23 protein-coding genes are annotated in these 23,461 nt (G+C 61.0%); 6 read left to right on the top strand and 17 right to left on the bottom strand.

Annotated features, from left to right (window positions below; genetic code table 11):
* Positions 1-16: 16 nt before the first annotated feature.
* On the top strand, positions 17-1,057 hold the full coding sequence (locus EKL29_RS06880) for an NADP(H)-dependent aldo-keto reductase (RefSeq protein ID WP_120451153.1): 1,041 nt from the start codon (positions 17-19) through the stop codon (positions 1,055-1,057).
* Positions 1,058-1,223: 166 nt separating this feature from the next.
* On the opposite strand, the gene dinB is transcribed toward EKL29_RS06880, so the two are convergent.
* On the bottom strand, positions 1,224-2,276 hold the full coding sequence (dinB, locus tag EKL29_RS06875) for a DNA polymerase IV (RefSeq protein ID WP_272867886.1): 1,053 nt from the start codon (positions 2,274-2,276) through the stop codon (positions 1,224-1,226).
* Between the two features lie 299 nt (positions 2,277-2,575).
* On the opposite strand from dinB, the gene dpaA reads away from it, so the two are divergent.
* Positions 2,576-3,322 carry a peptidoglycan meso-diaminopimelic acid protein amidase gene (dpaA, locus tag EKL29_RS06870; protein WP_126689197.1) on the top strand — a complete coding sequence of 249 codons (747 nt, stop codon included), beginning with the start codon at positions 2,576-2,578 and terminating at the stop codon, positions 3,320-3,322.
* Here dpaA and EKL29_RS06865 read toward each other — a convergent pair.
* Positions 3,293-4,060, bottom strand: a complete 768-nt coding sequence (locus EKL29_RS06865; protein ID WP_126689196.1) for a class II glutamine amidotransferase — start codon at positions 4,058-4,060, stop codon at positions 3,293-3,295. The genes dpaA and EKL29_RS06865 overlap by 30 nt on opposite strands.
* Positions 4,061-4,114: 54 nt before the next feature.
* On the bottom strand, positions 4,115-4,693 hold the full coding sequence (lpcA, locus tag EKL29_RS06860) for a D-sedoheptulose 7-phosphate isomerase (protein WP_033752849.1): 579 nt from the start codon (positions 4,691-4,693) through the stop codon (positions 4,115-4,117).
* Between the two features lie 224 nt (positions 4,694-4,917).
* Between lpcA and fadE the strand changes: the two genes are divergently transcribed.
* A complete protein-coding gene (fadE, locus tag EKL29_RS06855) occupies positions 4,918-7,365 on the top strand; it encodes an acyl-CoA dehydrogenase FadE (protein WP_126689195.1) in 2,448 nt (815 codons plus the stop codon).
* Positions 7,366-7,424: 59 nt separating this feature from the next.
* Here fadE and mtnK read toward each other — a convergent pair whose 3' ends face one another.
* Positions 7,425-8,624 (bottom strand): S-methyl-5-thioribose kinase, encoded by a 1,200-nt coding sequence (mtnK, locus tag EKL29_RS06850; RefSeq protein WP_126689194.1) that lies wholly within the window; start codon positions 8,622-8,624, stop codon positions 7,425-7,427.
* Between the two features lie 136 nt (positions 8,625-8,760).
* Here mtnK and mtnA point away from each other — a divergent pair, with 136 nt between their 5' ends.
* A complete protein-coding gene (gene mtnA, locus EKL29_RS06845; RefSeq protein WP_126689193.1) occupies positions 8,761-9,780 on the top strand; it encodes an S-methyl-5-thioribose-1-phosphate isomerase in 1,020 nt (339 codons plus the stop codon).
* Positions 9,781-9,813: 33 nt separating this feature from the next.
* Here the strand turns inward: mtnA and EKL29_RS06840 are convergent, their stop codons facing one another.
* The 3 genes from EKL29_RS06840 to EKL29_RS06830 are packed head-to-tail and all read right to left on the bottom strand — an operon-like array spanning position 9,814 to position 11,641.
* On the bottom strand, positions 9,814-10,356 hold the full coding sequence (locus tag EKL29_RS06840; RefSeq protein WP_120451147.1) for an acireductone dioxygenase: 543 nt from the start codon (positions 10,354-10,356) through the stop codon (positions 9,814-9,816).
* On the bottom strand, positions 10,353-11,030 hold the full coding sequence (gene mtnC / locus EKL29_RS06835; protein ID WP_120451146.1) for an acireductone synthase: 678 nt from the start codon (positions 11,028-11,030) through the stop codon (positions 10,353-10,355). The genes EKL29_RS06840 and mtnC overlap by 4 nt, the downstream gene beginning before the upstream one ends.
* Positions 11,027-11,641 (bottom strand): methylthioribulose 1-phosphate dehydratase, encoded by a 615-nt coding sequence (locus tag EKL29_RS06830; RefSeq protein WP_126689192.1) that lies wholly within the window; start codon positions 11,639-11,641, stop codon positions 11,027-11,029. The genes mtnC and EKL29_RS06830 overlap by 4 nt, the downstream gene beginning before the upstream one ends.
* A gap of 132 nt (positions 11,642-11,773) precedes the next feature.
* Here EKL29_RS06830 and EKL29_RS06825 point away from each other — a divergent pair, with 132 nt between their 5' ends.
* Together EKL29_RS06825 and EKL29_RS06820 are read left to right on the top strand one after the other, a co-directional pair.
* Positions 11,774-12,934 carry a pyridoxal phosphate-dependent aminotransferase gene (locus tag EKL29_RS06825; protein WP_126689191.1) on the top strand — a complete coding sequence of 387 codons (1,161 nt, stop codon included), beginning with the start codon at positions 11,774-11,776 and terminating at the stop codon, positions 12,932-12,934.
* A complete protein-coding gene (locus tag EKL29_RS06820; RefSeq protein ID WP_126689190.1) occupies positions 12,922-13,695 on the top strand; it encodes an amidohydrolase in 774 nt (257 codons plus the stop codon). The genes EKL29_RS06825 and EKL29_RS06820 overlap by 13 nt, the downstream gene beginning before the upstream one ends.
* A 160-nt stretch (positions 13,696-13,855) precedes the next feature.
* On the opposite strand, the gene katG is transcribed toward EKL29_RS06820, so the two are convergent.
* The 10 genes from katG to hpxU all read right to left on the bottom strand — a co-directional run bounded on the left by katG (position 13,856) and on the right by hpxU (position 23,403).
* Positions 13,856-16,120: a catalase/peroxidase HPI gene (gene katG, locus EKL29_RS06815; RefSeq protein WP_126689189.1), complete on the bottom strand. Its 2,265-nt coding sequence runs from the start codon at positions 16,118-16,120 to the stop codon at positions 13,856-13,858.
* A 103-nt stretch (positions 16,121-16,223) separates the two neighbouring features.
* Positions 16,224-16,559, bottom strand: coding sequence for a hydroxyisourate hydrolase (gene uraH, locus EKL29_RS06810; protein ID WP_126689188.1), 336 nt, complete (start codon positions 16,557-16,559; stop codon positions 16,224-16,226).
* Complete coding sequence (gene uraD / locus EKL29_RS06805; protein WP_126689187.1) at positions 16,556-17,050, bottom strand: 2-oxo-4-hydroxy-4-carboxy-5-ureidoimidazoline decarboxylase; 495 nt, start codon at positions 17,048-17,050, stop codon at positions 16,556-16,558. The genes uraH and uraD overlap by 4 nt, the downstream gene beginning before the upstream one ends.
* The gene (gene hpxK, locus EKL29_RS06800) at positions 17,050-18,306 is read right to left on the bottom strand and encodes an allantoate amidohydrolase (RefSeq protein ID WP_126689186.1); all 1,257 of its coding nucleotides are present in this window, start codon (positions 18,304-18,306) and stop codon (positions 17,050-17,052) included. Before hpxK ends, uraD begins: the two co-directional genes overlap by 1 nt.
* Entirely contained in the window at positions 18,303-19,535 is a 1,233-nt protein-coding gene (locus tag EKL29_RS06795) for an alanine--glyoxylate aminotransferase family protein (protein WP_126689185.1), read from the bottom strand. Before EKL29_RS06795 ends, hpxK begins: the two co-directional genes overlap by 4 nt.
* Positions 19,536-19,553: 18 nt before the next feature.
* Positions 19,554-20,285 (bottom strand): amino acid ABC transporter ATP-binding protein, encoded by a 732-nt coding sequence (locus EKL29_RS06790; protein WP_126689184.1) that lies wholly within the window; start codon positions 20,283-20,285, stop codon positions 19,554-19,556.
* A complete protein-coding gene (locus tag EKL29_RS06785; protein WP_126689320.1) occupies positions 20,266-20,922 on the bottom strand; it encodes an amino acid ABC transporter permease in 657 nt (218 codons plus the stop codon). Before EKL29_RS06785 ends, EKL29_RS06790 begins: the two co-directional genes overlap by 20 nt.
* Positions 20,922-21,587: an amino acid ABC transporter permease gene (locus tag EKL29_RS06780; RefSeq protein WP_126689321.1), complete on the bottom strand. Its 666-nt coding sequence runs from the start codon at positions 21,585-21,587 to the stop codon at positions 20,922-20,924. Before EKL29_RS06780 ends, EKL29_RS06785 begins: the two co-directional genes overlap by 1 nt.
* 9 nt (positions 21,588-21,596) lie before the next feature.
* Positions 21,597-22,382, bottom strand: coding sequence for a transporter substrate-binding domain-containing protein (locus EKL29_RS06775; RefSeq protein WP_126689183.1), 786 nt, complete (start codon positions 22,380-22,382; stop codon positions 21,597-21,599).
* 181 nt (positions 22,383-22,563) lie between these two features.
* Complete coding sequence (hpxU, locus tag EKL29_RS06770; protein ID WP_126689182.1) at positions 22,564-23,403, bottom strand: MurR/RpiR family transcriptional regulator HpxU; 840 nt, start codon at positions 23,401-23,403, stop codon at positions 22,564-22,566.
* Positions 23,404-23,461: the final 58 nt, after the last annotated feature.

Genomic DNA, 23,461 nt, shown 5'->3' with positions numbered 1-23,461 from the left:
AATAAGGAAGACGGCTATGCACTATCACCGCATCCCCCATAGCACGCTGGAGATAAGCCAGCTGGGGTTGGGAACCATGACGTTTGGTGAACAGAACAGCGAAGCCGACGCCCACGAGCAGCTCGATTTCGCTATCGCCAGCGGCATTAACTTTATTGATACCGCTGAAATGTATCCGGTGCCGCCGCGCCCGGAAACCCAGGGTTTAACCGAACAGTACATCGGCAGCTGGCTGAAGAAGCGCGGCAGCCGCGATAAAGTTATCCTCGCCAGCAAAGTGGCTGGTCCGGTGCGCGGCGCTGACGCCTCGATTCGGCCGCATCAGGCGCTGGATCGTAAAAATATCCGCGAAGCGCTGGACGCCAGCCTGAAGCGTCTGAACACCGATTACCTCGATCTTTACCAGCTGCACTGGCCGCAGCGCCAGACCAACTTCTTCGGCAAACTGGGCTATCAGTACAGCGAGAACACCATTCCTGTCACGCTGCTGGAGACGCTGGAGGCGCTGGCTGAGCAGGTGCGCGCCGGAAAAATTCGCTATATCGGCGTGTCGAACGAAACGGCCTGGGGCGTGATGCGCTACCTGCAGCTGGCGGAAAAGCACGAGCTGCCGCGCATCGTGACCATTCAGAATCCCTACAGCCTGCTGAACCGCAGCTTTGAAGTGGGCCTGGCGGAAATCAGCCAGCATGAAGGGGTTGAACTGCTGGCTTACTCCAGCCTCGCTTTCGGCACGCTGAGCGGCAAGTACCTTAACGGCGCTAAACCGGCCGGCGCGCGCAATACGCTGTTCAGCCGCTTTACGCGCTACAGCGGCGAGCAATCGCAGCAGGCGGTCGCGGAATATGTGGCGCTGGCGCAGAAACATCGGCTGGATCCGTCGCAGATGGCGCTGGCCTACGTACGTCAGCAGCCGTTTGTCGCCAGCACCCTGCTGGGCGCGACCACCCTTGAGCAGTTGAAGATCAATATCGACAGCTTTAATCTGACGCTGAACGAAGAGGTGCTTGAGGAGCTGGAAGCGATTCACCGCCGCTATACCTATCCGGCACCTTAACGGCTAGCTTGCTTAGCAAGCGGGTAGCCTCGCCCGAAGAGCAAAACGGCCCGCGCCACGAACTGGGCGGGTCAAGGACTCAGGGATGACGAACGGCAACGTTGCGGTTGGTCGATGCTACCTGCGCTGGCACCGTTCACAATGCCGCTGGTCTTGCCCTTTGTCATTACAGCCCCAGCAGCAGCTGTCGCTCAAGCTGCGGGTCCAGCAGCGTCACATGCAGCCCCACCAGCCGCACGCCGCGCCCGGCGCGTCGCTCATCCCAGGTCTTACGCGCCACCGCAATCAGATCCTCTTTATTCAGCTCCGGCCAGATATGCTCCTGGGTCGTCAGCTGGAAATCATTGAACTTGAGTTTAACGCCCTGCCGCGCAATCTGTTTGTCGGGCCGCACCTGAGTCAGGCGGCGCTCCAGCTCCGCATAAAGAAAATCGATAATCTCCAGGCAGGCTTCCCAGCTGTGAATATCTTCCGCCAGCGTCCGCTCGACGCCGACGGACTTTCGCTCGCGCTCCACCACCACGCCACGCTCGTCAATACCGTGGCTGCGCTCCCACAGCACGCGGCCAAACTTGCCGAAACGCTTGAGCAGCTGCGCCACGTCCGCTTTCTGCACATCGGCGCAGGTATGCAGCCCCATCTCTTCCAGCTTCTTTGTCGCCACCTTGCCGACGCCCGGAATTTTCGCCAGCGGCAGCGACAGCAGAAAGCCGGGCATCTCCTGCGGCGTAATCACGTACTGCCCGTCGGGCTTGTTGAGATCGGAGGCGATCTTGGCGAGAAACTTAATCGGCGCGATGCCGGCCGAGGCGGTCAGCCCCGTCTCGCGCTGAATAGTGGCGCGGATCTCACGGGCGATCAGCGTGGCGGAGCCGTGACAGAGCGGGCTGTCGGTCACGTCCAGATAGGCCTCATCCAGCGACAGCGGTTCGATTAAAGGGGTGTAGCGCAGGAAAATATCGCGGATCTGCTGCGAGGCCTCTTTATAAGCGTCAAAGCGACCCGGCAGAAGTTTCAAATGTGGGCAGAGCTTCAGCGCCATCGCGGTGGGCATCGCGCTGCGTACGCCGAATTTGCGCGCCGGATAGTTCGCCGTGCTGATCACACCGCGTCGTTCCCGGCTGCCGCCAATGGCGATAGGGATATTGCGCAACGCCGGATTGTCGCGCATCTCCACCGCTGCATAGAAGCAGTCCATATCGACATGTATGATTTTCACGCTTGCCCGCCATCAGGTTTTCGCCACACCTTATGATACTGTATAGATGTACAGATGCAAAAGTGCCGCCGCACCTCCACTGCTTCGGGCGCGTAAGAAAGCGGGCCTTAACGCAAGTTGCCATTAAAGTTTACAAATTTCTGGCCGTCATACCTTGAGGAAAACGCGAATTTACCCAGCGGCGTCTTGATAAAAAAACAGACAATGCTAATGTTGCGCTGCGGTAGCGGAGTTTTCCGATAATGCAAGTCTGGACGCGTTTCGCGTCACCGTTCTTCCTCACTCAAGGTATACACAGCATGGGCAAAATCGCACTTCTGTTTGCGATGATTTTGATGCCAGCCCTCAGCATGGCAATGACTCCCGAGCCGACGCAGCAGATGTCGACGCCGGTGAGTAAAGAATTAAAGAAACAGCTACTTGGCACGCCGGTTTATATTCAGATCTTCAAGGAAGAACGCACGCTGGAGCTCTATGGCAAAATCGGCAACGAATTTCGCCTGCTCGATACCTACCGCATCTGTAACTTTTCCGGCGGCCTCGGACCGAAGCGCCGTGAAGGGGATTTTAAGAGTCCGGAAGGATTTTACAGCGTCAGGCTAAACCAGCTTAAGCCGGACAGCCGCTTTTATCGCGCTATCAACGTCGGTTTTCCTAACCAGTACGATCGCGAACACGCCTATACCGGCAACTATCTGATGATCCATGGCGACTGCAAATCGATCGGCTGCTACGCCATGACCAACGCCTATATGGATGAGATCTTCACTTACGTGAACGCGGCACTGCGTAACGGCCAGGCGCAGGTTAATATCAGCATCTTCCCGTTCCGCATGACCGACACAAATATGCAGCGTCATCGCTACTCTACCTACGCCAGCTTCTGGCGCGAGCTGCAGCCGGGCTACGCCTATTTTGAGAAGTATCATCAGCCGCCGACGGTCAACGTCGCCAGCGGCAGCTATGTGATGAACAACAGCAGCCCGGTGATTGTTAATCCCGAAGCCGCGTCTAAATCATTCCTGGCGCTCTCCAAGGCAGAATAACGCCCACTCGCCTGGCACGATGCGGTGCCAGGTTTCATTTCCCGTCAGCGGCTGCGTTGCAATCACCGTCACCACATCGTTGGCGGTGGTGTGCTGCTGGAAATCGATCTCGACGTCCTGATCGAGCAGCTGCGCTTTGCCGAAGGGCGCGCGACGCGTGATCCAGTAAAGATTGGTTGAGCAGAACGCCATCAGATAGCGCCCGTCCGACAGCAGCATATTAAACACCCCTTTCTGCCGCAGCTCGCCCGCCAGTTCCGCCACATAGCGAAACACGGCTGGCCAGTTGGCGGGCGTGCGCGGATAGCGCGTCGCCAGCTTATGCAGGAGCCAGCAGAACGCCTTCTCGCTGTCGGTTTCACCGACCGGGCGATAATGGCCGGTTTCCAGCTGACGATAGCCTTTTAGCTGGCCGTTATGTGCATAGGTCCAGTTGCGTCCCCACAGCTCCCGGGTAAAGGGATGGGTATTTTCCAGCGAAACCGGCCCGCGATTCGCCTGGCGAATATGCGCCACCACTGAATGGGACTTGATCGGGTACTCCTGCACCAGCCGCGCGATGGGCGAGTTATAACTCGGCAGCGGATCTTTAAAGGTGCGACAGCCTCTGTCTTCATAAAAGGTGATGCCCCAGCCGTCTTTATGCGGCCCGGTTCCCCCGCCGCGCTGCACCAGGCCGGTAAAACTGAAACAGATATCGGTTGGAACGTTGGCGCTCATCCCGAGCAATTCGCACATAGCTACCGCCTTAGTCAGAAAGGCCGCCAGCGCAGACGCTGGCAGCCAGCAACCTTACTTCACCATCTCTTTTTCGATCAGCAGCATCAGGATATGGATCACCTTGATGTGGATCTCCTGAATGCGGTCAGCATAGCCGAAGTGCGGCACGCGGATTTCGATATCCGCCGAGCCCGCCATCTTGCCGCCATCTTTGCCGGTCAGGGTAATCACCTTCATGCCCTGCGCGCGCGCCGCTTCGATCGCCTTAATGATATTGGCGGAGTTGCCGGAGGTAGAGAGCCCCAGCAAAACGTCGCCCGGACGCCCCACCGCTTCGATGTAGCGAGAGAAAACGTAGTCGTAGCCGAAATCGTTGCTGACGCAGGAAAGATGGCTGACGTCGGAGATGGCGATCGCCGGATAGCCCGGACGGTTTTCGCGATAGCGGCCGGTCAGCTCTTCGGCGAAGTGCATGGCGTCGCAGTGGGAGCCGCCGTTGCCGCAGGAGAGCACTTTACCGCCCGCTTTAAAGCTGTCGGCCAGCAGCACCGCCGCGCGCTGAATCGCGTGAATGTTCGCTTCGTCGCTGAGAAACGTATTCAGCGTATCCGCTGCTTCATTCAGCTCAGAGCGAATGATGTCCTGATACATAGGGATGTCCTTGTTAGTAAAAGAGTGACTTTTCAAGTTTAACGGAATGGCGGGTTGCCGCAAAGCGTGCGCCGCGCGAAAGCCTGCGCGCCCTGCACGGCTGATTTTCCGATTTTGTGAGTAAGGTTGTAATTGCGATGTAAACGGATTGCTAATTAATCGCCAGTGTCATACACCTCTACAGATAACAGGTCAGACCTCTTACTACTTACGGAGCCGTGATTATGATGGTTGTGTCGATCCTCGCGACGCTGGTGTTAATCAGCGTCCTGTTTTATCACCGCGTATCCCTGGCGGCGAGCAGCGTGATTTTACTGTTGTGGACCGCCGGCTGGGCCGCGGCGCACCTCTGGACCCCCTGGCTGCTGTTGCCGCTGGCTATTGTGCTGCTGCCGTTTAACCTTCCTTCGATGCGCCGCGCAATGTTTTCGAAGCCGATGCTGCAGCGCTTTCAGCAGGTAATGCCGCCGATGTCGCGTACTGAAAAAGAGGCGATCGACGCCGGGACCACCTGGTGGGAAGGCGATCTGTTTCAGGGCAAGCCGGACTGGCAGAAGCTGCACAACTACCCGCAGCCGCGCCTGACGCCAGCAGAGCAGGCGTTTCTCGACGGGCCGGTGGAAGAAGCCTGCCGCATGGCGAACGATTTTGCCATTACCCATGAGATGGCGGATCTGCCGCCGGAGCTGTGGGCTTATCTGAAAGAGCAGCGCTTCTTCGCCATGATTATCAAGAAAGAGTATGGCGGCCTGGAATTCTCCGCCTATGCGCAGGCGCGCGTGCTGCAAAAGCTGGCGGGCGTCTCCGGCATTCTGGCGATAACCGTCGGCGTGCCCAACTCGCTTGGCCCTGGCGAACTGCTGCAGCATTATGGCACTGACGAGCAGAAAGATCATTATCTGCCGCGTCTGGCGCGCGGCGACGAGATCCCCTGCTTTGCGCTGACCAGCCCGGAGGCGGGTTCCGACGCCGGGGCTATTCCCGATACCGGCGTCGTCTGTATGGGCGAGTGGCAAGGCAAGCAGGTGCTGGGCATGCGCCTCACCTGGAATAAACGCTACATTACGCTGGCGCCGGTGGCGACCGTGTTAGGCCTGGCCTTTAAGCTTTCCGACCCCGATGGTTTGCTGGGCGATACCGAGTCGCTGGGCATTACCTGCGCGTTAATTCCTACCAGCACGCCGGGCGTCGAAATCGGCAAGCGTCACTTCCCGCTGAACGTGCCGTTCCAGAACGGCCCGACGCGCGGCAAGGATATTTTCGTGCCGATCGATTTTATTATCGGCGGTCCGCAGATGGCCGGTCAGGGCTGGCGGATGCTGGTTGAGTGTCTGTCGGTAGGACGCGGCATTACCCTGCCGTCTAACTCGACCGGCAGCCTGAAAAGCGTGGCGCTGGCGACCGGCGCCTATGCCCATATCCGTCGTCAGTTCAAAGTCTCTATCGGTAAGATGGAGGGCATTGAGGAGCCGCTGGCGCGCATTGCCGGTAATGCCTATGTCATGGATGCCGCGGCGACGCTGATTACCACCGGCATTATGCAGGGTGAGAAGCCGGCGGTGCTGTCGGCGATTGTGAAGTATCACTGCACCCATCGCGGTCAGCGCGCTATCGTGGACGCCATGGATATCGCGGGCGGCAAAGGCATTATGCTTGGCAACAATAACTTCCTTGCCCGCGCCTATCAGGGCGCGCCTATCGCCATCACGGTGGAAGGCGCGAATATTCTGACGCGCAGCATGATTATCTTTGGTCAGGGGGCGATCCGCTGTCATCCGTTCGTGCTGAAAGAGATGGCGGCGGCGGCGAGTCAGGATCTCAACGCCTTCGACGCCGCCCTGTTCAGCCATATCGGCTACGTAGGCAGCAACGCCGTACGCAGCCTGTGGCTCGGCCTGACGGCGGGACGCAGCAGCGCCTCGCCGACGCGCGACGCCACGCGCCGCTACTACCAACACCTCAACCGCCTGAGCGCCAACCTGGCACTGCTGGCTGACGTTTCGATTGCGGTACTCGGCGGCAGTCTGAAACGACGCGAGCGTATTTCAGCGCGTCTGGGGGATGTGCTGAGCCAGCTTTATCTCGCCTCTGCCACGCTGAAACGCTATGACGATGAGGGCCGTCACGAGGCCGATTTGCCGCTGGTTCACTGGGGCGTGCAGGATGCGCTGCATCAGGCCGAGCAGGCGATAGAAGATCTGCTGCGCAACTTCCCGAGCCCACTGGCGGCTGGCGCGCTGCGCATGATGATTTTTGCCGGCGGCAAACACTGCCCGGCGCCGAGCGACCGTCTGGATCATAAGCTGGCGAAGCTGCTGCAGCTGCCGTCCGCCACCCGGACGCGTCTGGGACGCGGCCAGTATCTGACGCCGAGCGAGCATAACCCGGCGGGCCAGCTTGAGCAGGCCTTGCAGGAGGTGATGGCGGCGGAAGCGATCCACGATCGTCTGTGCAAACAGCAGAAAGAGCACTTCTCTTTCACCCGGCTCGACGCGCTGGCACAGCGGGCGCTTAAAGCGGGATGGATTGATGCCGCTGAGGCGGATGTGCTGACGCGCGCCGAAGCGAGTCGCCTGCGCGCCATTAACGTCGACGAGTTTGAAGCGGATGCGCTGGCGGTGCCGGTAAAGCAGCCGACGGTTAAGGCCGCGCGAGAAAGCGAGGCAGCGTAAACGAAAGGGTCGCGCACAAGGAGCGTGCGCGGCCTGTAAAAGGAGACTTTTGCTCGCCCTTAGCCCGCCTGCCGAATACGCGCAATCAGCGCTTCTACATCTTCCACATGATCCGCCGCCAGAATCAGCGTGCGTCCCAGCGTAATGGCGCTGCGGATACACTCGGTGCGCATCGCCTCATCCTTAATCAGCTTCATATCCGCGACGTGCGACATGCCAACGGTGCGGCGAATCAGCTCGGTGCCGCAATAGCCGATAGTATCGGCCCACACCTTGCGTAAAAACGCCTGCGCATAGCCTGGGTATGCCAGCGCTACGTCGCGTGTCTTCTCTTGCGCCAGCGCCAGGAAACGTGCAGCAAACCTGTTCCATACCTCGCGCACGTCATTCAGCCGCAGCTCGCGCCCTTCCGCCGCTTCACGCGGGGCCAGCAGCCCCGGCAGACCGCAGTAGTTAAGCAGCAGGTTGCCCAGCGCCGTGCCGACATCAAAGCCAATCGGGCCGAAATAACCGAACTCCGCGTCGATCGCCTTCAGGCTGTTATCGGCGACGAAGATCGAGCCGCTGTGGATATCGCCGTGCAGCAGCGCTTCCGCGTGGGCAAAAAAGCGGTGTTTCAGACCGGCGACGGCGATCCTCAGCGCATCGTCACTGCGCAGGCTGGCGACCAGCGGCTCCAGCGCCTGCGGATAGCTGTTGCGTTCGTGATCGGTATAGGGATCGTTAAAGAAAAGATCCTCGGTGATCTCGCACATTTCCGGATTAATAAAGCGCGCCACTTCCGCCTTTTTCTTGTGGGGATGCAGCATAAAATCGGATGTGTGAAACAGCGTCTGCGCCAGATATTCGCCCAGCTGCGTCGCCGCCTGCGGATAGTAAGCGCCCTTCACCAGCTCGCTGCGCCAGATGCGGTGGCTCGAGAGATCTTCCATCACCATTACCGCCAGCGTCTCGTCGTAGTGCGTCACCTTCACCGTGTGCTGGGGAGAATATTTATAGTGCTCGACCAGGGTTTGCGCCTCCAGCCGCGCGCGATCCAGCGTCAGCGGCCAGGACTCGCCGACGCAGCGCACATAAGGCAGAGCCTGTTTTACGATGACCCGGCTGTTGCCCTGGCGGTCGAAAATTTTAAATACCAGGTTGAGGTTGCCATCACCAATCTCTTCCGCCGCAACCAGCGAAGCGGGGTCCTCTACGCCACCAAATTCTCTGGCATAGGCTACGGCGTCAGCCGCGGTGAAGGTACGGTATTGCGACATTGCCATTCCTCTCAAACAAAAGTCTCTGCAACGAAAACCCCGCCAGGGCGCTATAATAAGCCGTTCAGACGTCTATACATCCGTTCCGCATGTTGGCACAATACGTGATAACAACGCAACAGGGTTTTCACAGACAATGCAAACACTCCGTACCACCAGCTTACAGGTTCGTGACAATCAGCTCTGGATCCTTGACCAGCAGGCGCTGCCGCAGCAAAAAAACTGGCTTCCGGCGCATGATGTGCCGCAGCTGATTGACCATATTCACGCCCTGCGCGTGCGCGGCGCGCCGCTAATCGGCCTCTCCGCCTCGCTGCTGCTGGCGCTGCTGGCCGAAGCGGGGGCCAGTCGCGACGCGCTGGCGCAGGCGCTGGCTGTATTGCGCGCCGCGCGTCCGACGGCGGTTAACCTGATGAATAATCTGGACCGGATGAAACAGGCGCTGGCGCAGGAGGATTTCGTCGTCGCGCTGAGTCATGAAGCGCTGCGTCTGGTGGAGGAAGATCGTCAGCTGTGCGACAGCATCGCCGAGGCGGGCAGCGCGCTGGTTAAACCGGGCAGCCGCCTGTTAACCCACTGCAACACCGGCGGGCTGGCGACGGCGGGCGTCGGCACCGCGCTGGGCGTTATCGCTCGCGCGCATCAGCAGGGCAAGGTGGCGAGCGTCTGGGTCGATGAGACGCGCCCGCTGCTGCAGGGCGGGCGGCTTACCGCCTGGGAGCTGGGCGAGCTGGCGATCCCCTATCGGCTCATCACCGACTCGATGGCAGCCAGCCTGATGGCGAGCGGCCAGGTCGACGCGATCTGGGTCGGCGCGGACCGCATTGCGGCCAACGGCGACGTGGCGAATAAAATCGGCACCTATAGCCTCGCAGTGCTGGCGCACTATCACCAGATCCCGTTCTATGTCGCCGCGCCCTATACCACGCTGGATCGCCAGTGTGCCAGCGGCCGCGACATTCCTGTCGAACAGCGCGCCGCCAGCGAAGTGACTGGCGTGGCGGGCAGTTTTGGCAGCGTACAGTGGGCGCCGGAAGCGGCGGCCGTCTATAACCCGGCGTTCGATGTGACGCCTGCGGCGCTGATCAGCGGCTGGGTGCTGGATACCGGCGCGATGTCGCCGGACGAGGTAAAGGCGGGAATTTTTCAGCCCTGAATAAAAGGGCGCGCTCAGCGCGCCCCTCAGGCATTAAGGCAGGCGCGGATAGGCGTCGGCGATGGCATCGCCGGTAAAGTGCGCCACCCAGCCTTCCTGATTATCGAAAATGCGAATAGCGGTGAAGTGCGGCGATGAACCCATATCGAACCAGTGCGGCGTACCCGCTGGCACTGAGATGAGATCGTTTTTCTCACACAGGATCTGATAGACCTGGCCGTCGAGGTGGAGGCAGAAAAGGCCCGCGCCCTCGACAAAGAAGCGCACCTCATCTTCGCCATGCGTATGCTCGGCGAGAAACTTCTCGCGCAGCGCCTCTTTTTGCGGGTGGTCGGCGCGCATGCTGATCACATCCCAGCTCTGATAGCCCTTCTCCGCCACCAGCAGATCGATGGCGTGCTGATAGGCTTCAATCACGCGGGCTGGCTCTGGATTTTCGCCTAAATCGCGATCCGCCGCCCAGCGCTCGAAGCGCACATTTTTTGCGTTCAGCCGCTCGCGGATCATCTCCGCATCGGTACTGTGCCACACCGGCAGCGTGGCCTCGGTATCGGTAAAAATGGTCAATGCACTCATGCTAAAACGACTCCCGAAAAGGTGTTCACCTGATGATGGCGGCTTTCGCTGTCTGCGGGGCCGCGAATTAACTGCACGGTATTCCATCCGGCTTCCGCTGCCGCATCCAGCTCCTGACGAATGTCGGAGAGGAACAGCAGCTGCTCAGCGGGCAGGCCGGTTTGTTCAGCAATATTGCGGTAGGAGGCGACCTCGCGCTTGGCGCCGACGCGGGTATCAAAATACCCGCTAAACAGGCCAGTAATATCACCTTCATCACTGTAGCCAAATAACAGTTTTTGCGCTGCAACCGAACCGGAAGAATAAACGTAAAGCTGAACGCCCTGCTCCCGCCAGGCGCGCAGCGCCGGCAGGACGTCGGGATAGAGATGGCCGGTAAAGCTGCCGTTCATATAGCCGTCGCGCCAGATCATCCCCTGCAGCGCTTTCAGTCCGGTGGATTTGCGATCTTCGTCCATAAAGCGCAACAGGATCTGCGTTACCGCCGACAGATCGGCCTCCGGCTGCCCTGCTTCGGCGCGCACCGCGTCGAGCGCGGCGCTGACGTCGGGCTGCTGATGCTGCGCGCGAATAAACGCGGCGAGGTGCTGACGCGCGTACGGGAACAGTACCTCATGTACGAAGCGGATATCGCTGGTGGTACCTTCAATATCGGTGACAATAGCGCGGATCATTGAGCCTCCAGCAGGCGACGTTGACGTTCGCATTCAAATAAAAATTCCAGACCTTCCAGATGACGACGCGCTTCGTTAACGTCCCGGCCCCAGCAGGTTAAGCCGTGGCCGCGCAGCAGAAAGCCGTAGCGAAACGGATTGTTCCGGGCGTATGCCTCAATGCGCTGCGCCAGCGCGTCGATATCCTGGTCGTTATCAAACAGCGGGATCGCCACGCACGCAAGATGGGTATGCTGCCCCGCCAGGGTTTTCTGCATTTCATAGCCTTCCAGCCGCAGCGCACTGCCCTTTTCGACCCGCGACAGCACCGTTGCATTGACCGTATGGGTATGCAGCACTGCGCCCGCGTCGGGAAACAGTCGGTAGATCAGGGTATGGAGCCCTGTTTCCGCCGAGGGCCTGCGTCCGGACGGCGCGCTGCTGGTGGCGATCTCCACCTGAATAAAGTCGTCGCGCGTCAGGCTGCCTTTATCCTTGCCTGACTCGCTGAGCAGGCAGAAGCGGTCATTTTCACGAACCGACATATTGCCGCCGGTGGCGGGCGCCCAGCCTTTTTCACCAATCCAGCGGCAGGCCACCACCAGTTGGTCGAGCGGAGAGAGTTCAGACATAGCGTATCAGGCATCCTGTAACGTGGGTTTTAGACGTCTAAGCGTCTCGATTGCCAAATATTAACATCCTGTTTATAGTGGCTTCAACACAGGGTTACTCCGCAACGACATTCGCGCTTAAGGCAATTAACCATGACGCAGCCCAATCTGACGCCGGAGAGTAAACTTCCCGCTCTCGGCACCACCATTTTTACCCAAATGAGTGCGCTGGCGCAGCAGCATAACGCCATTAACCTCTCTCAGGGTTTTCCCGATTTCGATGGCCCGCGCTATCTGCAGGAGCGCCTGGCGCATCACGTCAGCCAGGGCGCGAATCAGTATGCGCCGATGACCGGCGCCCTGGCGCTGCGCGAAGCGATCGCCGGGAAAACCGCTGAGCTTTATGGCTACCGGCCCAACGTCGAAAGCGATATCACCGTGACCGCTGGCGCGACCGAAGCGCTCTACGCGGCGATCACGGCGCTGGTGCGCCAGGGCGATGAGGTGATCTGCTTCGACCCAAGCTACGACAGCTATGCGCCTGCCGTCGAGCTGTCAGGAGGCGTGCTGAAGCGCATCGCGCTGCAGCCGCCGGGCTTTCGCGTCGACTGGGCAGCGTTCGCCCGTTTGCTCTCCAGCAAAACGCGTCTGGTTATCCTTAATACGCCGCACAACCCTTCCGCCACCGTCTGGCGTAAAGCAGATTTCGCCGCGCTCTGGCAGGCGATTGCCGATCGGGAAATTTACGTGCTGAGCGACGAGGTCTACGAGCATATCTGCTTCGATGAGGCGGGCCACGCCAGCGTACTGGCGCATCCGCAGCTGCGCGAGCGCGCCATCGCCGTCTCCTCATTCGGCAAAACCTTTCATATGACCGGCTGGAAAGTGGGCTACAGCGTCGCGCCCGCCGCCATCAGCGCGGAGATCCGCAAGGTGCATCAGTATCTGACCTTTGCGGTCAATACGCCCGCGCAGCTGGCGATTGCCGATATGCTGCGCGACGCGCCGGAACACTACCGCGAGCTGCCGTCGTTTTACCGCGCGCGCCGCGACCGTCTGGCGCAGGCGCTGGAGAAGAGCCGCTTTAAGGTGCTGCCGTGCGAAGGCACCTACTTTCTGCTGGCGGACTACAGCGCCATCTCCGATCTCGATGACGTAAGCTTCTGTCAGTGGCTGACGAAAGAGGTGGGCGTGGCGGCGATCCCGCTATCGGTGTTCTGCGCCGGCCCCTTCCCGCACAGGCTGATCCGCCTTTGCTTCGCCAAACAGGAGGCGACGCTGGACGCCGCCGCGGAGCGCTTATGTCAGATTTAAAGATTACCGTTTTGCAGGAAACCCTGCACTGGATGGATGGCGAAGCGAACCTGCGCCATTTCGACGCTGTACTTAAGGGCGTGACGGGCCGCGATCTGATCCTGCTGCCGGAGATGTTCACGACCGGATTCGCCATGGAAGCGGCGCAGCGTTCGCTGCCGCAGGCGCAGGTGGTGGCGTGGCTGCACCGGCACGCCGAGGCGAGCGACGCGCTGGTAGGCGGCAGCGCGGCGATCCAGACAGAGAAAGGCGCGGTGAACCGCTTTCTGCTGGTAGAGCCGAACGGCACGCTGCACCAGTATGACAAGCGGCACCTGTTCCGCATGGCGGACGAGCATCATCACTATCAGCCAGGGACGACGCGTGAAGTGCTGCAGTGGCGCGGCTGGCGCATCCTGCCGCAGATCTGCTACGACCTGCGCTTCCCGGTGTTCGCGCGCAACCGCAACGACTACGATCTGGCGCTTTTTGTGGCGAACTGGCCCGCGCCGCGCGCGCTGCACTGGCAGGCGCTGCTGCTGGCGCGCGCTATTGAGAATCAGGCTTATGTGGCGGGCTGCAACCGCGTCGGCAGCGACGGCAACCAGCATCACTACAGCGGCGACAGCCGGATTATTTCGCCGCAGGGCGAGATCCTCAGCGAGGCGGCGCCCTTTACGCAGGCGCGGCTCGACGCAACGCTGTCGCTGGAGGCCCTTAACGCTTATCGCGAGCGCTTTCCGGCCTGGCGCGACGCCGACGATTTTACGTGGACGCAATAAAGCACCGATCCCCCTCGCCCGCGGAGGAGGCACTGACCATTCGCGTCAGGTAAGGCGCAGGCCAGCGCAGGAGCCGTGCTTCGGCCATCGCGCTGGCACCGGCAATAAAAAAGCCGCAGCGGTTCAGGCTGCGGCTTTTTACTGACTGCTAATGCGTCAATCAGATATCGAAGCGATCCAGATTCATCACTTTGGTCCAGGCGGCCACGAAGTCAGTAACAAACTTCTGGTGCGCATCGCTGCTGGCGTACACTTCCGCCAGCGCGCGCAGAATGGCGTTAGAACCAAATACCAGATCGGCGCGGGTCGCGTGGTACTTCACTTCCCCGCTCTGACGATCGCGCCCTTCAAACAGCTCGGCGCTCTCATCGGTGGCGCGCCAGGCGGTGCGCATATCCAGCAGGTTCACGAAGAAATCTGTGCTCAACACGCCGGGACGCTCGGTAAAGACGCCGCGGTCGCTGCCGTCGAAGTTGGTTCCCAGCACGCGCAGACCGCCCAGCAGCACCGTCAGCTCCGGGGCGCTCAGGGTCAGCTGCTGCGCTTTGTCCAGCAGCAGCGTTTCGGTCGATGAACCGCCCTGCACGCGGCGATAGTTACGGAAACCATCCGCCAGCGGCTGCAGTAAAGCGAAGGATTCAATGTCGGTCTGATCCTGACGCGCATCGACGCGGCCCGGCGTAAAGGGCACCTGTACCGCCACACCAGCCGCCGCGGCTGCCATTTCGATCCCGACGTTGCCCGCCAGGACGATGACATCCGCCAGCGAGGCTTTGCCTGAGGTCTGCTGAATATCCTGCAGCACCGGCAGCACGTCGCGGATAACGCTGGCGTTAACCGCCCACTCTTTCTGCGGCGCCAGCGCCAGACGCGCGCCGTTCGCGCCGCCGCGCTTGTCGCCGCCGCGGAAGGTAGAAGCGGACGCCCAGGCTGCGGAAACCAGCTGGCTGACGCTCAGTCCCGACGCAGCGATTTTTGCTTTCAGCTCGCTGATGTCGCTGTCGCTCGGCTGATGGATCGCCGCCGGCAGCGGATCCTGCCACAGCAGATCTTCTTTCGGCACTTCCGGGCCGAGGTAGCGCGCTTTTGGCCCCATATCGCGGTGGGTCAGCTTGAACCATGCGCGGGCAAAGGCTTCGTTAAACGCCTGCGGATCGTTAAGGAAGCGACGAGAGATCTTTTCAAATTCCGGGTCGAAGCGCAGCGTCAGATCGGTAACCAGCATGGTCGGCTTACGCTTTTTCTCCGGATCAAAGGGATCGGGGATAATCGCGTCGGCGTTGCTGGCTTCAAACTGGATCGCGCCTGCCGGGCTGTGCGTCTGCACCCACTCATATTTGAACAGGTTTTCGAAGAAGTAGTTGCTCCACTGGGTCGGCGTTTGCGTCCAGACCACTTCCAGACCGGAAGTAATGGCGTCCGCGCCTGCGCCGCTGCCGTAGCTGCTGCTCCAGCCCAGACCCTGCGCTTCAATCGGAGAGGCTTCCGGATCGACATCAAGATGGCTGGCGGCGCCCGCGCCGTGAGTTTTGCCCAGCGTATGACCGCCAGCGATCAGGGCGACGATCTCTTCATCATTCATACCCATATTGCCGAAGGTGGCGCGGATCGCCGGCGCGGCTGATGCCGGGTTGCCGCTCGCTTCCGGCCCTTCCGGGTTGACGTAGATCAGGCCCATTTCCGTCGCGCCGAGCGGCGCATTGGCGAGGCTTTCCGGATGGCGGTGCGCCAGCCATTCGGTTTCGTTACCCCAGTCGACATCCATATCCGGCTCCCACACGTCTTCGCGTCCGGCGCCGAAGCCAAAGGTACGGAAGCCAGCGTTTTCCAGCGAGACGTTACCCGCAAGGATATAGAGATCGGCCCAGGAAATTTTCTGACCATACTTCTGTTTCACCGGCCACAGCAGACGACGCGCTTTATCCAGGCTGACGTTGTCCGGCCAGGAGTTGAGCGGCGCAAAACGCTGCTGACCGCGGCCAGAGCCGCCGCGACCGTCGACGGTGCGGTAGGTGCCCGCGCTGTGCCACGCCATACGGATAAACAGGCCGATATAGCTGCCCCAGTCGGCTGGCCACCAGGATTGCGAGTCGGTCAGCAGCGCGCGGATGTCCGCTTTCAGCGCTGAATAGTCGAGCTTGCTGAACTCTTCGCGGTAGTTGAAATCGTCGCTGAGCGGGTTGGAACGGCTGGAGTGCTGGTTTAACAGATCGACACGCAGCATGTTAGGCCACCAGTCGCGGTTGCTGGTACCGCTACCGGCACCGCGCGCCAGAACGCTTTTCTCTTCGGAAGCGCCATGGTGGAAAGGACATTTACCTGCTTCGGCTCCACTCGCGCTCGGGCTTTTTTCTTCCGTGGCGCCATGGGAAAAGGGGCATTTACCTGCGGCGGCTGCATTATCGTTATTTTCTGGCGTGCTCATTATCGGCTCCGTTGGCTTTTGATTACCCGGCTACGATAACGTTACGCTTGTATAAACACTATTTGGCTGAACCGACGATATTGATAGCCGCAGGCTTTCAAATTTAGCTACCGCGATAGGTCGACCACGACCAGGGCGAAATCAAAAAAGGCAGATGAAAATGGCTGCCCGCTTCGGCAATCACAAAGTCGATTTGCGCAGAGACATAGAGCGCATCGCGTCCGTCCATAGCAAAGTAGTCGCCAATCTCTGCGGTCAGGCGATAGTGGCCGGGGGCGAGCGGCTCCGGTGTTAACTCACTAACGCGCCCGTCGCTGTCCGTGGTGCCTTCGCAGACAGGCAGCCAGCCCTCCGGGCTATTCTGCTCAAGCGAGACGGCGACGCCGACCGCCGGTTTGCCCAGCGCGGTGTCCAGAATATGGGTAGTGATAGTGCTCATGTCAGGCTCTCCTTCAGACGCAACAGGGTAATTTCGCGTAATTGCTGCAGCGCTTCGCGCGTTTCGGTCTCTTCATCATGGCTCAGGCGACGCTGAAGTTGCGCCAGCATCTCTTCGCCGCTGCGCCCACGGGCGCGAATTAAGAAAACGCGGCCAAAGCGCGCTTCATAGGCCTGATTGCCCGCCAGCATCGCCTGCTTCAGCGCCGCGTCGGCGTCGCCCATCGCTGACTGCTCCTGACGCGACAGCGCCGCCTCTTTGTCCGCGCCGCTGGCGCGCTCGCCGATGCGCGGATGCGCCGTCAGCGCCTGTTCAAGATCCTCGCTGTCCCACGCCTGCGCCAGCCTTTCCGCCGCCTCCAGCAAGGCCGATACGGAGGCAAAGGGACGCGCGGCCGTCAGCGCCTGCTGCCAGCGCGGGATCGCCACGCAGTGGGCGATTGCGGCCTGCGCCGCGTCATAAGGCAGCGCGTTAAAAGTTGCAAGGTTCATCACGCGCTCCGCTGCGCCAGCTGGCACACGGCGTGCAGATAAGCGCGCACCGCCAGCGCCACGTCGTCGGTCATCACCGCCTCCGCCGGATGGTGGCTGATGCCCCGTTCGTTGCGCACAAACAGCATGCCGACCGGCCAGCGCTCGGCGATGGCGATGGCGTCATGGCCCGCGCCGCTCGGCAGCGCCAGCGTACGGCCCTGCACCGTCTCTACGGCGCTGCTCAGCGCCTGACGCAGCTGACCGTCGCAGGCGGTGGCGCTGATGCGGTAATACTCCTCCGCCTCGAAGCGCAGGCCGCGTCGCAGCGCGATCGCTTCGCCCTGGGTCAGCAGGCTCGACAGCAGCCGTTCCAGCGGCAGATCTTCCGGGCCGCGTACATCCAGCGACAGAACGACCTCGCCGGGAATAACGTTAACCGCGCCGGGCGCGCAGCTCAGCGTGCCGACCGTCGCCACCAGCTGCGGATCCTGCTCGCGCGTCGTCGCCTCGATAAACACCATCCACTCCGCCGCCGCCGCCAGCGCGTCTTTGCGGTGCGTCATCGGCACCGTACCCGCATGGCCCGCCTCGCCGGTGAAGCGGCAGCTAAGACGACGCGCGCCGTTGATGGCGGTGACGACGCCCAGCGCCAGCCCGGCCTGCTCCAGACAGGGCCCCTGTTCGATATGCAATTCAAGATAGGCGACGATGGCGTTAAGGTCACGGGCGGCGCGCGGAATAGTGTCGGCATCCAGCCCTACGTCCCTCATCGCCTGCGCGACGGTAATGCCGTTGCCGTCCGGGTGCGTCGGCCAGCTTTCCGGCCAGCTGCCGGCGATGCCGCGACTGCCGAGCAGCGTAATGCCAAAGCGCGTTCCCTCTTCATCGCCGAACCCGACCACCTCCACCGCCAGCGGCAGGCGCAGCTGTTTCTCATGGAGCCACTGTACGGTTTCAATCGCGGTCAGCACTCCCAGCATCCCGTCGTAGCGTCCGGCGTTGCGCACCGTGTCGAGATGCGAGCCGAGCAGCAGCGCGGGTGCCCCGCTGCTCGCGCCTTCGTAGCGGCCGCAGATATTGCCGACTTCATCCTGCCAGACGCGCATGCCGGCCTGCGCCATCCACTCGCCTACCTGGGCGTTGGCGCGCAGATGCTCCGGCGAAAGATAGACGCGCGTCAGGTGATCGGGCGATTCGCTGATCGCCGCCAGCGCGTCGCAGCGCGCCATTACGCGTTCAGCGGCCAGTTGCGCCTCAGCGGCGTTCATCATCATGCGCCGCTCCCGTAGTGATCCCAGGCCGCCTGCATCGCTGCGCCCTGCGTCGCGCGGAAGCCGACGTGCGTCAGCACTGCTTCCAGCGCCGCCAGCGTGGTCATGACGCAATCTTTCCGCGCGTTATAGCCCATGGTGCCGATGCGCCATACCTTGCCGTGCAGCGGGCCAAACGAGGTGCCGATCTCAATGCCGAAATCTTCCAGCATCAGCTTGCGCACCTGGTCGCCGTTGACGCCCTGCGGGATCACCACGCCGAGCACGTTGTTCATCTTGTGCTTCAGGTCGCCGAACGTTTCCAGTCCCATGCTCTGAATGCCCTTCAGCAGCGCGTCGCCGTGCAGCTTGTGGCGCGCAATGCCTGCGTCCAGTCCTTCCTGCAGAATAAGACGGGCGCACTCCCGCGCGCCAAACAGCGCGGTGGTCGCCTCGGTATGGTGGTTAAGCCGCTCCGGCCCCCAGTAATCCATGATCATGCCGAGATCGAAATAGTTCGAGTAGATCATCTCCTCATCGCCATCCTGGTGCTCGGCGGTACGGATCCCCTCTTCAACGCATTTACGCCTGCGGATAGCCTCTTCCATCTGCGGGCTTAAGGTGATGGGCGAGGTGCCGGACGGACCGCCGAGGCACTTCTGCATGCCTGCCGATACCGCATCCAGCCCCCAGGCGTCGGTCTCCAGCGCGTTGCCGCCGAGCGATGCGGTGGCATCGGTATAGAAGAGTACGCCATACTTTTTGCAGATCGCGCCCAGCTCCGCCAGCGGTTGCAGCATGGTGGTCGAGGTATCGCCCTGTACCGTCAGCAGCAGGCGTGGCTTAACGCGCTTAATAGCATCTTCGATCCGATCCGGCGTAAAGACTTCCCCCCAGGGCACCTCAATGGTGTGCACCTCGGCGCGGCAGCGGCGGGCGATCTCGCACAGCAGATGGCCGAAGCGGCCAAATACCGGCACCAGCACCCGATCGCCAGGCCGGATCGCCGACAGCAGGATCGCCTCGATCCCGGCGCGTGAGGTGCCGTCAATCAGCAGCGTCCAGCGGTTTTCCGTACGGAAGACGCCGCGATAGAGCGCCATCACCTCGTTCATATAGTGCGTCATCGCCGGATCGTACTGGCCGATCAGCTGAGTCGACATGGCGCGCAGCACGCGCGGATCGGCGTTGATCGGTCCCGGCCCCATCAGCAGACGCTGCGGCGGATTAATTTGCGGGTAGCGGTTTTCCATATTGGTTTCCTTCTGAAATTAGAGTCGCACCGAGGAGATAAACTGCTTCAGCTCCGGCGTCTGCGGCGCGGCGAACAGGGTTTTGCTGCTGCCCTGCTCCCAGACGCGCCCCTGATGCATAAAGACCACGCGATCGCCGACGTCGCGCGCGAAATTCATCTCATGGGTGACCAGGATTAGCGTCATTCCTTCGGCGGCGAGCTGCTCCAGCACTTTCAGCACCTCGCCCACCAGCTCAGGATCGAGCGCCGAGGTGATCTCGTCGCACAGCAGCACCTTCGGACTCATCGCCAGCGCGCGGGCAATGGCGACGCGCTGCTGCTGGCCGCCAGAGAGGTTCGCCGGGTAGTAATCGAGGCGCTCGCCGAGGCCGACTTTCTCCAGCATCTGCGTCGCCAGCGCGCGGCACGCCGCCTCGCCTTTCTTCAGCACCCGGCGCGGCGCCAGCATCACGTTTTCCAGCGCGGTCATATGGGGAAAGAGATTGAAGTTCTGAAACACCATGCCGACCGAACGGCTGATGTCGCGCGCCTGGCTATCGCGATCGGTAATCGTCATGCCGCCCAGCTTGATGCTGCCCTCCTGATAGCCCTCCAGACCGTTCATACAGCGCAGCAGCGTGCTTTTGCCTGAGCCGCTGCGCCCGATGATGGAGATCACTTCACCCATTTCGATATCGAGATCGACGCCTTTCAGCACGTGATTATCGCCGTAGTACTTCTGCACCTGATTAATGGTGATGAGCGGCATGGAATTTTTTCTCCAGATACTGGCTGTAGCGGGACAGCGGGTAGCACATCAAAAAGTAGCCCAGCGCGACTAGCCCAAACACCTTGAACGGCTGCAGGGTCACGTTGTTCAGAATGGTTCCGGCTTTCGTCAGTTCGATAAAGCCGATAATGGAGGCGAGCGCGGTGCCCTTGATCACCTGTACGGCGAAGCCCACCGTCGGCGCGATGGCGATGCGCAGCGCCTGCGGCGCGATAACCCGCCACAGAGTCTGGCCGAAGCTGAGGCCGAGGCAGCGCGACGCTTCCCACTGCCCTTTCGGCAGCGCGCGGATGCTGCCGAACCAGATATCGAGCAGAAAAGCGCTGGTATAAAAGGTCAGAGCGAGCGAGGCCGCGGTCCAGGGCGCGACGTCGATGCCAAACAGCCCGACGCCGAAAAAGGCAAGAAAGAGCTGCATCAGCAGCGGCGTGCCCTGGAACAGCTCGGTATAGGCGCGGATCAGCCGCGTCAGCCATTTCCGCTGCAGCAGGCGCAGCAGGAGCAGCGGCAGCGTCACCAGCGTGCCGCCGACAAAGGCGGTCAGTGACAGCAGCAGCGTCCAGCGCGCCGCCAGCAGCAGATTGCGCAGAATGTCCCAGTCGGTAAAGGTCGTCATCATCGCTGCGCTCCAAACCATTTACGCCCCAGCGCCAGCAGCGCCTGCCGCATGGCGATCGATAACAGCAGATAGATCAGCGTGGTCACCAGATAGACCTCGAAACTTAAAAAGGTGCGCGACTGGATCAGGTTGGCGGCGAAGGTCAGCTCTTCATAAGAGACCTGCGACACCACCGACGAACCGAGCATCACGATAATGCACTGGCTTACCAGCGCCGGATAGATGCGCTGCAGCGACGGCGGCAGCACCACGCGCAAAAAGGTCTGCGCGCGCGTCAGGCCCAGCACGCGTCCCGCTTCCCACTGCCCTTTCGGCGTCACCTGAATCCCGGCACGGATAATCTCGGTGCTGTAGGCGCCGAGGTTAATCAGCATCGCCAGCAGCGCCGCCTCGCCCGCCGTCAGCTTCAGTCCCAGATTAGGCAGACCGAAAACAATAAAGAAGAGCTGCACCACGAACGGGGTGTTGCGGATGATCTCCACATAGAGGCCCCAGAGACGGCTGGCCCAGCTCGCTTTACCGCTGCGCAGCGCCGCGCCAAGGATCCCCAGCCCGACGCCGCCCACGGTGGCCAGCACCGTCAGCTGAAGGGTGACCCACAGCCCGGCAAGCAACTCTGGCCAGTAGGGCCAGAGCGCAGGGAAGTTAAGTTGCCCAAGCATCATGCGCCCTTATGCGCCGAGGCTGGCAGGCAGCGGCGCTTTTAGCCACTCTTCCGACAGCTTGTTGAGCGTACCGTCTTTGATGCCCTGCTCAATGAGCGCGTCGACCTTCGCCTTCAGCGCCGGCTCCCCCTTCTTCAGGCCGATAAAGCAGGGCGAATCTTTCAGCATAAACTGCGCTACCGGCGCTTTTTGCGGATTCTGCCGCGCGATCGCCGCGATCACCAGGTTGCCGGTCGCGACGTACTGCACCTGTCCAGAGAGGTAAGCCGACAGCGTGGTGTTGTTGTCCTCGTAGCGCTTCACCTGCGCCTCTTTCGGCGCGAGACTGCTCAGCACCATATCCTCTACCGCGCCGCGCGTGACCCCAATACTCTTGCCGCTGAGCGCCGCCGCGTCTTTCAACGCCTCGCCTTTTGGCCCAAAGACGCCAAGGAAAAAGGGCGCATAGGCGCGGCTGAAGTCGATCACCTTCTCCCGCTCAGGGTTTTTACCCATGCTGGAGATCACCAGATCGACCTTGTCGGTTTGCAGATAGGGCACGCGGTTGGCGCTGGTGACCGGTACCAGCTGCAACTTAAGTTTCATCTGTTTCGCCAGATAGCGCGCGGTGTCGATATCATAGCCTTGCGGCTGCAGATCGGTGCCCACCGATCCGAACGGCGGGAAATCCTGCGGCACCGCCACGCGCAGCACGCCGCGCTTCTCGATATCCTGTAACTGATCCGCCAGCGCGCTGCCGGTCTGGATCATGAGTAACGCTGCCGCCGCTACCGCCATTAATACTTTTTTCATTATGCACCCCGGTAAGTTGACCTGAAACAAATGATTCTTGTAATTGTGATTTGCAACTAATGTGCCAATGCAGTACGAGGCGAGGCAAACGGCAAGAAGGCTTAATTACGGCAGTTAAGGCGGATTTGCACCGCCCGACGCAGTAGGATCAAAATGAGGCAAAGCACCAAAAAGGTGCTCGTTAACGGTGCTCCAGCTCATCCAGCTGCAGGTAGAGATCGGCGATCTGGTGGATACGCTGGCGACCTTGCGACAGCATTTCATGCAATAGCGCATTGGTCAGTAAATTGATCAGGCTCATCGCCGAAGCGTAGCTGTCGAAGGCGGATACGCTGTCGAGCGGCGCGCAGAGCTGCCAGCGCGCCAGGCCCGCCATCGACTGCGCCTGCGGCTCGCACAGCACCAGCAGCGGAATATCACGCTGCTGCAGCTGCTGTATCAGCGGGCGGATCAGGCGCGGACGACGGCGAAACGCCATAACGATCACCATATCGTCGGCGGTAATATCCACCACCTCTTCCGCCAGCGTCTGGCCCGGCTGCGGCAGTACGGCGACGCTGGAACGGGCCTGCAGCAGCTGCTGGCGCAGGTGCAGCGCCAGCGGCCAGGAGTTACGCATCCCGATAACGAAAATACGTTTCGCCTGCGTCATCTGCTGCACCGCCTCGCCAAACTGCTGCGCGTCAAGCGCGTTCACCCACTGCGTCAGGTTCGCCATCTCCTGCTTATAGTGGCGCGCCAGCAGCGTATTGCCCTGCACCGCGTCGCGGTTGTCGGTCAAGGGCATACCGCTCTGCCGCAGAATACGCAGTTCGTCGCGCATATCTTTATATTTGTCATAGCCCAGCCGTCGGAACAGGCGGCTGACGGTGGCTTTCGACACGCCGCTGAGCCGCGCCAGCTCGGCACTGTTGTAGCTGATCAAATCGTCGAAATGGTCAAAGACGAAATCCGCAATACGCTGCTCCTGAGGAGAAAGCTGCGGATAGTGGCTTCTGAGTCGTTCATCGAGCTGTTTCATGCGTCGTCCTGTAACTTTCGTTTCAGCAGAAGCTAGCATAAATCGATCCAGGTTACCG

Source organism: Pantoea sp. YU22 (assembly GCF_003970755.1).
GTDB lineage: Bacteria > Pseudomonadota > Gammaproteobacteria > Enterobacterales > Enterobacteriaceae > Pantoea > Pantoea piersonii.
This window is presented reverse-complemented; position numbering and strand designations above follow the sequence as displayed.